This is a genomic window from Candidatus Nitrosocaldus islandicus, from assembly GCF_002906215.1.
Taxonomy (GTDB): Archaea; Thermoproteota; Nitrososphaeria; order Nitrososphaerales; family Nitrosocaldaceae; genus Nitrosocaldus; species Nitrosocaldus cavascurensis.
Genome location: NZ_CP024014.1, coordinates 1,176,988 through 1,191,625, shown reverse-complemented (window position 1 = coordinate 1,191,625; position 14,638 = coordinate 1,176,988). Strand labels below are relative to the sequence as shown.

Genomic DNA, 14,638 nt, shown 5'->3' with positions numbered 1-14,638 from the left:
ACCTTATAATCATCTATCATTCAGTTATCATGTTATGATGAATAGGTATAGGGGTACTGCTATTACCCTAGCAACCATACTTCTATTTCAGGTTACTGGTTTACTGCTTCTGCAGAATAATAATAATTATCATGCTATGGCACAAAGTGGTGGAGGTAGCCCTTACAACTATGCTCCATACTTCACTGCTACTGGCTCTAACTTTGTAAGCATACCTGATAAGCAAGAGCTAAGATTACAGCAGCAGTTCAGTGTATCAGCATGGTTCAAAACAACCATGAATAACAACTCACAGGTAGCAATAATAGTAAACAAGGGAGGGTTTGGTGCAGATGGTTCTAATGTTGTAGATATGAACTATGGTATATGGCTAACAGGATCTAACCAAGGTGTTATAGGCAAAGTACAAGCAGGGTTTGAGGATGCTAATGGTAGAGATTACTTTGTCACTTCTCCAAACACATACAATGATGGACAATGGCATTATGTAGTACTAACATATGATGGCTCTACACTAAGGCTATATGTAGATGGTTCATTAGTATCATCTCTAAGCACTAATGGAGCAGTACCAGATTACAACTGGGATACTCCATTAACTATAGGAAAGAATTCATTAGATAATAGCAGATACTTCATAGGCGATATAGATGAAGTTAGAGTATACAACAGAGCATTAAATGCTCAAGAGGTTAGTGATGCATATAGCAATGGTGTATTTGCTAGTGATGGATTACTTATGAGTGCAACTTTTACATCCCCTCAAGCAGATAGCAAGAATGTAAGTACAAACGAGAATACTAGTATAGATGTAACATTAACTGCTACTGATCCAGATAACTATGAGATCTTAACATTTGAGATAGTTACTCCTCCTAGTAATGGTGTATTAAGCACTATAACACAAATAGATGCTAGGAGTGCTCAAGTTACATACACACCAAATCCAGGCTTCATAGGTACTGACTCCTTCACATATAGGGCAAGGGATAATAACAATGCCTATTCAAATGAGGCTACTGTTACTATACAGGTTAATGCAGTAAATAAACCTCCAACAGCAGGAGATCTCTCAATAACAACAGATGAGGACGTTCCTGTAAATATTACATTAATTGCTAGTGATCCAGATGGTGATACTATAACATTTGAGATAGTTAATACACCAATTAATGGCTCACTAACCAACTTTGATGCTAGTAATGGTACTGTAACATATACACCAAATCAAAACTATTACGGTATTGATACCTTCACATATAGGGCGATAGATTCCAATGGCTTGCAATCAAATATCGCTACAGTAACAATAACCATAAATCCTGTCAATGATGCACCTATAGCAAATGCTGGTCAAGATCAGACAGTAGATGAAGGTACTCTAGTCACCTTAAATGGCTCATCTAGCTATGATCCAGATGGTGATACTATAACATACCAATGGGAACAGATACAGGGACCAAATGTAACATTATCAGATCCTACTTCACCAACACCATCATTCACTGCACCATCTGTTAATAGCGATACAGTGTTAAGATTCAGATTAACTGTTAGCGATGGTACATCATCAAGTAGTAGTGAAGTAACAGTAACTATAAGGGATATAGTTGGAGGATATAGATATGCTCCATACTTCACTGCTACTGGCTCTAACTTTGTAAGCATACCTGATAAGCAAGAGCTAAGGTTAACAACAAACTTTACAGTATCAGCATGGTTCAAAACAACCATGAATAACAACTCACAGGTAGCAATAATAGTAAACAAGGGAGGGTTTGGTGCAGATGGTTCTAATGTTGTAGATATGAACTATGGTATATGGCTAACAGGATCTAACCAAGGTGTTATAGGCAAAGTACAAGCAGGGTTTGAGGATGCTAATGGTAGAGATTACTTTGTCACTTCTCCAAACACATACAATGATGGACAATGGCATTATGTAGTACTAACATATGATGGCTCTACACTAAGGCTATATGTAGATGGTTCATTAGTATCATCTCTAAGCACTAATGGAGCAGTACCAGATTACAACTGGGATACTCCATTAACTATAGGAAAGAATTCATTAGATAATAGCAGATACTTCATAGGCGATATAGATGAAGTTAGAGTATACAACAGAGCATTAAATGCTCAAGAGGTTAGTGATGCATATAGCAATGGTGTATTTGCTAGTGATGGATTACTTATGAGTGCAACTTTTACATCCCCTCAAGCAGATAGCAAGAATGTAAGTACAAACGAGAATACTAGTATAGATGTAACATTAACTGCTACTGATCCAGATAACTATGAGATCTTAACATTTGAGATAGTTACTCCTCCTAGTAATGGTGTATTAAGCACTATAACACAAATAGATGCTAGGAGTGCTCAAGTTACATACACACCAAATCCAGGCTTCATAGGTACTGACTCCTTCACATATAGGGCAAGGGATAATAACAATGCCTATTCAAATGAGGCTACTGTTACTATACAGGTTAATGCAGTAAATAAACCTCCAACAGCAGGAGATCTCTCAATAACAACAGATGAGGACGTTCCTGTAAATATTACATTAATTGCTAGTGATCCAGATGGTGATACTATAACATTTGAGATAGTTAATACACCAATTAATGGCTCACTAACCAACTTTGATGCTAGTAATGGTACTGTAACATATACACCAAATCAAAACTATTACGGTATTGATACCTTCACATATAGGGCGATAGATTCCAATGGCTTGCAATCAAATATCGCTACAGTAACAATAACCATAAATCCTGTCAATGATGCACCTATAGCAAATGCTGGTCAAGATCAGACAGTAGATGAAGGTACTCTAGTCACCTTAAATGGCTCATCTAGCTATGATCCAGATGGTGATACTATAACATACCAATGGGAACAGATACAGGGACCAAATGTAACATTATCAGATCCTACTTCACCAACACCATCATTCACTGCACCATCTGTTAATAGCGATACAGTGTTAAGATTCAGATTAACTGTTAGCGATGGTACATCATCAAGTAGTAGTGAAGTAACAGTAACTATAAGGGATATAGTTGGAGGATATAGATATGCTCCATACTTCACTGCTACTGGCTCTAACTTTGTAAGCATACCTGATAAGCAAGAGCTAAGGTTAACAACAAACTTTACAGTATCAGCATGGTTCAAAACAACCATGAATAACAACTCACAGGTAGCAATAATAGTAAACAAGGGAGGATTTGGTAATGGCGATGGATTAGATAGACCAGATATGAACTATGGTATATGGTTAACAGGTACAAATGATCAGGCACCACAAGGTAGAGTAGCAGGAGGATTTGAGAGTTCCAGTGGTAAAGATTACTTTGTATACTCTTCAACTACATACAATGATGGACAATGGCATTATGTAGTACTAACATATGATGGCTCTACACTAAGGCTATATGTAGATGGTTCATTAGTATCATCTCTAAGCACTAATGGAGCAGTACCAGATTACAACTGGGATACTCCATTAACTATAGGAAAGACAGCATTAACAAATGTTAATGGATTCTACTTCATAGGCGATATAGATGAAGTTAGAGTATACAACAGAGCATTAAATGCTCAAGAGGTTAGTGATGCATACAATAATGGTGTATTTGCTAGTGATGGATTAGTAGCGCTACAGAGCTTTACTCCACCTATGGCTAATCCAACTAGCGTAACCACAGACGAAGATACACCTATTCAGATAACATTAACTGCAACAGATATAGATAATGATAGATTAACTTTCTCAATAGTAACTAATCCTACAAATGGTTCATTAAGTTCAATGACTAGAATAGATAACAGTAGTGTTAATATAACCTATACGCCTAATGCGAATTATAACGGCCTAGATGTCTTCACATTCAAGGTAAACGATGGAATATCAGATAGCAATATCGCTACAGTAACAATAACCATAAATCCTGTCAATGATGCACCTATAGCAAATGCTGGTCAAGATCAGACAGTAGATGAAGGTACTCTAGTCACCTTAAATGGCTCATCTAGCTATGATCCAGATGGTGATACTATAACATACCAATGGGAACAGATACAGGGACCAAATGTAACATTATCAGATCCTACTTCACCAACACCATCATTCACTGCACCATCTGTTAATAGCGATACAGTGTTAAGATTCAGATTAACTGTTAGCGATGGTACATCATCAAGTAGTAGTGAAGTAACAGTAACTATAAGGGATATAGTTGGAGGATATAGATATGCTCCATACTTCACTGCTACTGGCTCTAACTTTGTAAGCATACCTGATAAGCAAGAGCTAAGGTTAACAACAAACTTTACAGTATCAGCATGGTTCAAAACAACCATGAATAACAACTCACAGGTAGCAATAATAGTAAACAAGGGAGGATTTGGTAATGGCGATGGATTAGATAGACCAGATATGAACTATGGTATATGGTTAACAGGTACAAATGATCAGGCACCACAAGGTAGAGTAGCAGGAGGATTTGAGAGTTCCAGTGGTAAAGATTACTTTGTATACTCTTCAACTACATACAATGATGGACAATGGCATTATGTAGTACTAACATATGATGGCTCTACACTAAGGCTATATGTAGATGGTTCATTAGTATCATCTCTAAGCACTAATGGAGCAGTACCAGATTACAACTGGGATACTCCATTAACTATAGGAAAGACAGCATTAACAAATGTTAATGGATTCTACTTCATAGGCGATATAGATGAAGTTAGAGTATACAACAGAGCATTAAATGCTCAAGAGGTTAGTGATGCATACAATAATGGTGTATTTGCTAGTGATGGATTAGTAATAAAAGCAGGTTTTGCACCACCTATAGCAAATGCTGGTCAAGATCAGACAGTAGATGAAGGTACTCTAGTCACCTTAAATGGCTCATCTAGCTATGATCCAGATGGTGATACTATAACATACCAATGGGAACAGATACAGGGACCAAATGTAACATTATCAGATCCTACTTCACCAACACCATCATTCACTGCACCATTTGTAGATGTTATAACTACCTTGAGGTTTAGATTAACTGTTAGCGATGGTATACAATCCAGTCAAGCAACAGTATATGTACACGTTAGAAATACATCTGCATATGATTATTATCCATGGTTCACCTTAAAAGGAAGTGATTTCTTTAATGTTACAGACGATCCTTCATTAAGATTACAGCAACAGTTCAGTGTATCAGCATGGTTTAGGACAAACTCAACCTTTACTAATGTGGCTATGATAGTTAATAAAGGTGGATTCGGGAGCGAAGATCCCGGCAAGAACATGAACTATGGTATATGGTTAACAGGTACAAATGATCAGGCACCACAAGGTAGAGTAGCAGGAGGATTTGAGAGTTCCAGTGGTACCAATTACTTTGTATACTCTTCAACTACATACAATGATGGACAATGGCATTATGTAGTACTAACATATGATGGCTCTACACTAAGGCTATATGTAGATGGTTCATTAGTATCATCTCTAAGCACTAATGGAGCAGTACCAGACAATACAGGTAATCAGCCATTAACTATAGGAAAGAATTCATTAGATAATAGCAGATACTTCATAGGCGAGATAGATGAAGTTAGAGTATACAACAGAGCATCAACAGAGCAAGAGGTTAATGATGCATACAATAATGGTGTATTTGCTAGTGATGGATTAGTAATACATCTGGATATGCGCCATGAATTACTACTCTCAGGAGCAACAAATATAGAGGATCGTTTCTATTTTGATTTACTTAATGAGATAAATAATGCTAAAAGAAAGATACATGTTGTCGTATTCTGGATGGAGTACAAAAATAGTGCAGGATCAAACTATAGACCTAATGTAATACTTAATGCTATAAATGATGCAAAGAATAGAGGAGTAGATGTAAGACTTATGTATTACTATGAATCTGAGATAGTATATCCTGATCTTAAACCATTTTTAACTAACAATGGCATACAGCATAAGACAGTATCTACTCATGCAAAAATAATAAACATCGATGATAAATTTGTATATATTGGTAGTGGTAATATAAACAATAATGGGCTAAGGAATAATCATGAGATATTCGTAAAGAGTTATAATCCTAATATTATAGATAGAGCCACAAAATATCTTGATAGATTATGGATTGGTAGTGGATCAAGATCATTTGCTGATGATAGCTATGATAATGTGATGGTTAGCGATGGATATTTCAATTCAGTACTCAATGCTATACAGAATGCTAAAAACCAAATAAGGATAATAATGTTTGTTGCCGATGGTAACTATGATATGGCTGGTCAGCTATTAACAGCACTTAATGATGCTAAGAATAGAGGAGTAGATGTTAAAGTAATAGTTGATTATGACTTTGATGGTAATAATGATGGAATTCCAGATAATAGAGGAATAGTATCATACTTGAAATCTAAAGGAATTCCTGTAAAATCTGATGAAGGTGAACCTCCACGTACACATATAAAACTAGTAGTTGTAGATGATACAACATATATAGGCTCCCATAATTGGCAGAATATTCAACTAGCTAGTACTAACGAGGCCAGTGTAAAGTTGAAGAGTCCATTTATATTACAGAAGGTAATTGAGTACTTTGATTGGAAATGGAGTAGAGGAAGGGATTTATAATAAAAATCAAGGAGAGATTATTCTACTACTATTATTCCATAAAGTATCAAAATATCGTTGGTACTCATCTTGTATTTCTAGATTAATTAGCGCTATCCCAGTCTCCCATGTACTCTTCTCTCCACCATTCCAGTTATGCGATCCTATATATACTCTATTATCTATCAATATGCTTTTAGCATGTGTTGATTGTGATGAGCTAGGATCTAATTTTGTTGGAATACCTTGGCTCTTTAAATAATCTCTTACAGATTGAGGAACGGTATCATCTATTATGACTTTGACATCTACACCTCTTTTATATGCATTTGCCAATGCTCTGGTTAATTCTGACGCTGTATCGTTTGGATCTGTAGTATAATTTTTCCACCATTTCATTATGAGCCTGACCCTATTTTTTGCATTATCTAAGGCGTTTTTCACACTATCATAGTATCCTCCAGTTAAGAATACCTCTGAGTAATAGTTACCTTGCAGATTATCATCAGTATAATTAACAGTTTTGTTCTCATACCATATCTTATCTATATATGTCTTTGCTTTATTTATATGATCTATGTTATTACTCTTAAGATTATTTTCATTATTGTATTGTAATGAACTTGTTCGCCAGTTTGACGAACCTATATAAACCACTTTATCATCTATCACTACTACTTTTGCATGCGAATCATGTATCTTATAAGGAATTCCTTTATTATTTAGGAATGTTTTTAGATCTGTCAAGTTCAAAGAAGTATCACTAAATGATATCCTTACATCTACACCTCTATTCTTAGCATTTACCAATTCATCTAAGAGTATTCGTGGCCTTTTAGTCGTATCAGAGGTATATTCGACTTGATATACATGTATATGTATCTTGCTTTTTGCTTGTTTTATAGCTTCTAATACGTCAAAGTAATAATCTTGGTTGTTCAATAATATTGGCATGCTTACATAAGTAATTAATCTATCTGTTGTGAATATTCCTTTACTAAATGCATCACTAACCTCTTGAGCATTTAATGCTCTGTTGTATACTCTAACTTCATCTATATCGCCTATGAAGTATCTGCTATTATCTAATGAATTCTTTCCTATAGTTAATGGAGTATCCCAGTTGTAATCTGGTACTGCTCCATTAGTGCTTAGAGATGATACTAATGAACCATCTACATATAGCCTTAGTGTAGAGCCATCATATGTTAGTACTACATAATGCCATTGTCCATCATTGTATGTGTTTGGAGAAGTGACAAAGTAATCTCTACCATTAGCATCCTCAAACCCTGCTTGTACTTTGCCTATAACACCTTGGTTAGATCCTGTTAGCCATATACCATAGTTCATATCTACAACATTAGAACCATCTGCACCAAACCCTCCCTTGTTTACTATTATTGCTACCTGTGAGTTGTTATTCATGGTTGTTTTGAACCATGCTGATACTGTAAAGTTTGTTGTTAACCTTAGCTCTTGCTTATCAGGTATGCTTACAAAGTTAGAGCCAGTAGCAGTGAAGTATGGAGCATAGTTGTAATTGGTCGTAGAAGCATAAACCGGTATAGTAGATGTGATAAGCATCGAACAGCCTATTATTGATATTATAATAATGCTAATCTTCTTTGATAGTGACACATACGAGTATTCTTTGATTCCCATCCCACAAACATCTCTCTTCATAGTTTAAATTATTTTCGCCAAAGATATTAAAGCAGTTTTACCTATAGCAGTGAACTAACTAATTCTATCACTCTTGTTGTAAGAGACCTTAGTATAGACGCAATAATGTTGAACTTTCCCTGTATTTTTCTTTATGATTGTATCATATATACCCTAACCTTCTAAGTCTCTCCTCTATTATCTCTTGTTCAGATTCTGATAAGCCTGTATCCTGCTTCTGCTCATCAACATTCCTAATCCTATTATCAGAGTACATTATCTGTTTATTGGTATATCTATCTGATAGTGCCTCAACGAGTACCCTACCCTCCATATCATTTGGAATTGGACAATCCATTATATGCAGTATTGTAGGAGCAATATCCATTATCCTTGCATTCTTTGCAGCATTAGAGAATGCCTCACCAACAAGTGTAAGTACCCCTTGTCTCCTATGATGTGCTATATACATGTTAGAGAATATAGTACCCTCTAACCCTCTTCTTATCCAGTAACGAGATGACTCTAGATAGATATCAGCAACAGAGTATGGTGTATTCTTGCCATATATCGCTGCACTATCGTAAACGTTGATCTCCTTTATATTTGCTATCTTTGCAATAATCTCCTTCTTTATACTCTCCCTTTCATTCTCTGAAAGGTTCCTGTTAACATATATTGCTCCAGTACTATCCTCTACAGAGAACGCTTGTGACTTCTCAATATCTATTGGTTGCCCTACTACAAACTTTGTATTTAGCATATCCTCTATCTTTGGCTTTAACCTTGATGCTATGCTTGCCAAGGTTTTATTTTCTCTTGCTAGCTTGCTAAGCAGTGCTGGAGCCTTTGCTGTCTTTATATTGGAAGAGAACTCATCCCATAAGAAGGGATACCTTGTCTTCTCAAGTGAGTAGGTTACTTTTTCAGATGTAACTAAATAGCCCTGTTCCTTCAGCCAATCATTTATGTAGAACCTCTCATTGTACACCTTGAAGCCATGATCAGATAGTATAAGTAATGAGTCATTACTATGCATATTACTAACAATGTACCTGATTAGTTCATCTACCTTTGCAAATACCTCCTTTGCTACATTAACCTCCTTCCTCTTCTCCCCATCAATTATCTGCTTTAGTAGGGTATGCTGTATCCAGTCTGTATGCCTTATCAGGAAGAAGTAAAAGTCATATCTCTTCGATGCTATAGCATGCTTTATAACCTGTATAGCATTCTCATTCATCCTCTTACTTGTAAGCATGAACTCATATATGCCATTAGCCTTATCAGGGAATAGTTCATAATCTACCAACTCCGGATAGACCTCTAGAAGCGTTGAAGGATAAACACACTCGTGTATATTTGCAGCACCAACTGAGAGCCAGTCAAATACTATATCTCCAGCTATCCTTGGAGGATAACTATAAGGCATGCTGAATAGGAAGCATCTCTTACCCTTTGCATGTAGAATCTCATAGAATGTAACATCCTTTATATCTGAACCAGTATATGGTTTTGTCTCCTTACCATCGAACTTAAGGAAGCCAGAGACTCCATGTTTACCAACACTCTTCCCTGTCTGCATGCTTACAAATGCTGATGGTGTTAGATATGGTAGAGTACTCTCAAGTAATGACGAATGGTACTCTTTGTATATATCTCTAGTATTACCAAACTCATCTAGTTTGAGAAGGTCTACATCAAAACCATCCAATGCAAGAACAATCACTGCCATAACAGACCACCTTCTCTCTTCTCTTTCCTTTTACCTCACTTTTACTCCATTAACATAATTCACTGCTTCATCTATAACCTTGCCTTCCATTCCATCTGCTGGCTCTAGACCCATAATCTCCAGTACTGTTGGTGCAACATCATATATGCTCAATCTATTAAGCATTACCCCTCCATTGCCTTTACTCTTATTGTAGAGTATGAATACACCATCATACCAATGCACAGAATCATCTGGTCCTGTATCGTTCTCAGATAGATAAAGTGATTTATGTCCTATAGTACCAGCGGAACGCCAGTACAGATTATCAAAGTATACCATGAGATCTGGCTTATCCCCATTACACTCTCTATAGAGCAGTTCAGGTTTGTATACTTTGGTATCCCATTGCTCATTATCTGGCCCTCTAATACTCATAATCTCTCTTGCAAGTTCATCCCTGAACTCTTCATACTCTTCCTTTGGTATAACACCTTGAGCCTCTCTACCTTTAACGTTGAGGAATATTCTAGCATAGTAGCCTCCCCATCCCCATACCCTAGTCTTGCTCCAATCAACATCACACTTGTCGAGATCTGTAACCTTATCAGGATAGTTCCTAAGCACTAGATAACCCTTCTCTATAAGCCATTCATTTATGCAGAATGCTCCCTTCATGCTTGTTGTCCCATGATCTGATACAAGCATTATACATGTATCATCATCTACAGCATCAATAAGTTCACCTATCTTACCATCTATGAACCTGTAGTACTCCCTTACAACATTCTCATACTTGTTGTTTGGCACATACTTTGGATGATTCTTGTCATGGAACTTCCAGAATGCGTGATGAAGCCTATCTACTCCTATCTCAACGAACATGAAGTAATCCCATCTCTCCTTCTTAAGCAAGTACTTTATCACCTTAAACCTCTTCTCAGTCATCTCATATAGATCCTTTAGTATGGTATCCCTATCCTCTGTGCGAAATACAACATCGAACATGTACCTGCCTTCTACTATCTTTTCCACCTCTTGCTTCAACTCTTTAGGATATGTGTAATCAACCTTCTCTGATGGGGTTATGAAGCATGATACAAGGTTACCATTAACAGGGTATGGAGGGTAACTAGGCGGTACACCAACAAGGCATGATCTTAACCCTTTCTCTGCTAGATAGTCCCATACCTTCTTAGCCTTTATACTTGAAGAGTTTGCTATCCATCCCTCATTATAGGAGTAACCCTTCCTATGCCTGAACCCATATATGCCTAGGCTACCAGGACTCTTGCTAGTCATCATGACCATCCATGCTGGTATAGTGATGGGTGGATGACAGCTTTCAAGTACTCCTGCTATACCATTATTAATCATCTTGCCTATGTTTGGTAGTTCATCCTTCATACTGAAGAGCAGATCTGCAGGCATGGAGTCTAAGCCTATAACAAGTAACTTCATCTTATGATAGAGTGAGAGTACTTGTATTTAAATATACGTAGTCCTGGAGTTACATAACTCAAGTTATATAATAGGTGATATAGTACAGTAATTATATATCTCTATATACAAGAGACTTAAATACTTGAATAATTCTAGTAGTATTAACCATGAAAGAGCAAGACCAATATATAATAAGTATGTTATTAGGGTTTGTATCTAAGTCTTTATTGTATAGAGTGTTAAGCATCGATAAGAAAATTTCAGTAGGATTTATCAGATGGCAGGTATATAATAAGCAATTAACAAGAGTTCTTGCTAGATTCTCTACAATTAAGGAGTTCGCTAAAATAAGCATATGGCTAGAAGGCGTAGTGGTTGTGAGTAGCCGTTTGTACATATACCCTTCACGACTGTTAAATAGCAATCTTGTAATAAGGCTAAATCTAAAAGGCATATACTATACTCACAGCATGAAGATAACAATAAATGTAACAACTGTAAGAGGAAGGTAATAATATGGATAATCCATTTGAAAGGTTAGCAAGGGGCTCCTTATACCTCTTACTAGGGAATATAACAACATCAACAGTTGGGGCAGTATTCTGGATAATACTTGCAAAGATGCTAGATTCAGTGCATATAGGTCAAGCGATGATAGTTATAGCATTGATGACATCCATAATTGCATTCACAGGCTCGGGAGTACAGACAGCACTTACAAAGTATATCGCTGAGCATAATGCAAAGAGCGAGTATAAAGAGAGTAGGAGGATTATAAATATAGGTCTCATTATCTCGTTGCTGATAGGTACTATTGTAGGTATAATACTCTTCCTCTTATCCGATAGTATAAGCATGATCTATAGCAGTAGTGAAGGTATGGCATTCTTGATATCTCTAGCTTCTTTATCATACATACCTGCAAATGCCATAGTAGCATCTATATCATCAATATATACTGCATATCACAAGACTCAGTATGTGCTGCTCACAACTGTTATATTCCAAGCATCTAGGCTTATAGCATCTATAGCATTAGCAATTAATGGGTTTGAAGCACTTGCCATAATTGTTGGCTTCTCTATAGCATCGATCATCAATTCTGTTATAGGTTACATAATAATGAGGAGTGTATCCAAACATTATGTAAGAAGGGAGAGAGGAGAGGATGTAAAGGTAGAGGCTGATGACTCCAAAAATAAATTTAGCATAAAGGCTTTACTAACATTCTCTGGTTACAATTACATAGCTACAGGGTTAAGAACCTTAAGGAACCAGATAGGTGTATTAACAATAGGAACATATAGTGTAGAGTTATCAGCATTCTATGGTATCTCATCCCTTATTGCTAACGTTGTTGGTCAGGTTATGATATCTATTGCAAGTATGCTGTTACCAACGGTATCTGAGGAGATTGTAAAGGGTAACAGAGATGGAGTCAAACATCTCTTCAGTATAGCTATGAGGATAGCACTTGTACTCAACGGCTTCCTTGTACTTCTATTGCTAATAGAACCAACCTATATACTAAGGATGATATCACATTCATATGTAGAGGCTAGCGATGCGTTAAGGATACTGGTTATAGCATATCTCATAAACTCAACAAGCAATCTTATGGCATCAATGCTAAATGCAATAAACAGGGCAAAGGATATAGCAATGAGGGAGAGCATCTCATCTGCAATAATAGTAGCATTAACACCCTTGCTTGTACCTATCCTAGGCATCGAGGGTGCTGCAATTGCCCTACTAGTAGGCTCTCTCTCAAATCTAGTACTCTCATACATGCTTATAAGCAGGCAGGGTTTCACACTCTCTATGAACGTTTATAGAGCACCATTATCTATAGTAGTGGCATTCACCTTAGGCTATATACTGCTTGTTGTTTATGGTAACACATTAATATCATTAATACTAGCCTTATCAGTTCACATGCTCTTCTCTCTAGCAGTTAAGGCTATAACCAGAAAGGAGATATCAACTATAATAAGTGTGCTTATTGCAAGAGGTAGGTGATTCTTAATGAGTAACTCAGCAAGAAGCATAAGGATACCAAACTTCTTCTACATAGAAGAGAATGCTAGGGATAGACTTGAAGATATACTTAAGAAGGAGGGTATAACAGTAGATAGATATCTTATAGTATCTGGTACAGGCTATACACGTAAAATAGCAGATGATATAGCAACGATGTTAGACTCTAGTGCAATAGTAAGATTATGCATAAGCAGTAATGACATACATGCTATAAGCAGTATAGAACATACTATATCAAGGAATGAAGTATCCTTAGTACTGGCTATTGGAGGGGGTAAAGTTCTAGATACAGCAAAGTACGCATGCAGTAATATGAATATACCAATGTTAGCATTCCCTACAGCTCTATCTAATGATGGCATCTCTTCACCTATCGCAGTTGTAAGACTTGAGAGTATTGAGAGTAAAGGATCGCAGCCTCCAATAGGCATAGTAGTAGATATAGATGTGGTGAAGAGTGCACCAAAGCATACTATACTTGCTGGTGTAGGGGATCTAATCTCAAACATATCTGCTGTTGAGGATTGGAGGCTTGCACATGAGCATAAAGATGAACAGATAGATAGGTTTGCTGAGATCTTATCAAGGAATGCTGCTGAACGGTTCATCTACTATGTGTTAAAGAATGGTAAAGATAATAATAGTAGTAATAATGGTGATGATTGTAGCGAAGACAAGTTGATATATGATAGCAAGTTCCTAACATGCCTTGCTGAAGGGTTGATACAAAGCGGAATAGCAATGAGCATAGCAGGATCATCTAGACCAGCTAGTGGAGCAGAGCACTTGATTAGTCATGCACTTGATAGACTGCTAGCAAATCCTAAGCCCCATGGTATACAGGTTGGTTTTTCAACATTATTTGCAATGGCATTGAGAGGATCAGATTTCACAGATATAGTAGAGGTATATAAGAGACTTGGGTTTCCTACTACATTCGATTCAATAGGTATACCAGTAGAGAAGTTCATGGAGGCTATAAGGATTGCTCCATACACAAGGAAGGGCAGATTCACTATATTAGATCTGATTAGAGATGATACGATGCTCATTAACGCTCTAAGGCTAGCTTATGGTAAAGCAATATTACAAGATATAAGATAATAGAGGGGACGGTGATT

General features: G+C 36.7%; 6 protein-coding genes. 3 read left to right on the top strand and 3 right to left on the bottom strand.

Going from position 1 to position 14,638, the window contains the following annotated elements:
• Positions 1 to 34 precede the first annotated feature (34 nt).
• Positions 35 to 6,676, top strand: coding sequence for a LamG-like jellyroll fold domain-containing protein (locus CRG89_RS06170; RefSeq protein ID WP_103287417.1), 6,642 nt, complete (start codon positions 35 to 37; stop codon positions 6,674 to 6,676).
• Between the two features lie 6 nt (positions 6,677 to 6,682).
• On the opposite strand, the gene CRG89_RS06165 is transcribed toward CRG89_RS06170, so the two are convergent.
• From CRG89_RS06165 to CRG89_RS06155, 3 genes are all read right to left on the bottom strand, one after another.
• A complete protein-coding gene (locus CRG89_RS06165; protein WP_103287416.1) occupies positions 6,683 to 8,341 on the bottom strand; it encodes a phospholipase D-like domain-containing protein in 1,659 nt (552 codons plus the stop codon).
• 142 nt (positions 8,342 to 8,483) lie between these two features.
• Positions 8,484 to 10,055 carry an alkaline phosphatase family protein gene (locus CRG89_RS06160; RefSeq protein WP_103287415.1) on the bottom strand — a complete coding sequence of 524 codons (1,572 nt, stop codon included), beginning with the start codon at positions 10,053 to 10,055 and terminating at the stop codon, positions 8,484 to 8,486.
• Positions 10,056 to 10,085: 30 nt separating this feature from the next.
• Entirely contained in the window at positions 10,086 to 11,495 is a 1,410-nt protein-coding gene (locus tag CRG89_RS06155; RefSeq protein WP_103287414.1) for an alkaline phosphatase family protein, read from the bottom strand.
• Positions 11,496 to 11,993: 498 nt separating this feature from the next.
• Between CRG89_RS06155 and CRG89_RS06145 the strand changes: the two genes are divergently transcribed.
• On the top strand, positions 11,994 to 13,496 hold the full coding sequence (locus CRG89_RS06145; protein WP_103287412.1) for an oligosaccharide flippase family protein: 1,503 nt from the start codon (positions 11,994 to 11,996) through the stop codon (positions 13,494 to 13,496).
• Between the two features lie 6 nt (positions 13,497 to 13,502).
• Positions 13,503 to 14,621: an iron-containing alcohol dehydrogenase family protein gene (locus CRG89_RS06140; RefSeq protein WP_103287411.1), complete on the top strand. Its 1,119-nt coding sequence runs from the start codon at positions 13,503 to 13,505 to the stop codon at positions 14,619 to 14,621.
• The last annotated feature ends 17 nt before the right edge of the window (positions 14,622 to 14,638 follow it).

Coding starts and splice junctions, on each gene's coding strand:
- CRG89_RS06170 (WP_103287417.1), top strand. CDS start 35: ATGATGAATAGGTATAGGGGTACTGCTATTACCCTAGCAACCATACTT.
- CRG89_RS06165 (WP_103287416.1), bottom strand. CDS start 8,341: ATGAAGAGAGATGTTTGTGGGATGGGAATCAAAGAATACTCGTATGTG.
- CRG89_RS06160 (WP_103287415.1), bottom strand. CDS start 10,055: ATGGCAGTGATTGTTCTTGCATTGGATGGTTTTGATGTAGACCTTCTC.
- CRG89_RS06155 (WP_103287414.1), bottom strand. CDS start 11,495: ATGAAGTTACTTGTTATAGGCTTAGACTCCATGCCTGCAGATCTGCTC.
- CRG89_RS06145 (WP_103287412.1), top strand. CDS start 11,994: ATGGATAATCCATTTGAAAGGTTAGCAAGGGGCTCCTTATACCTCTTA.
- CRG89_RS06140 (WP_103287411.1), top strand. CDS start 13,503: ATGAGTAACTCAGCAAGAAGCATAAGGATACCAAACTTCTTCTACATA.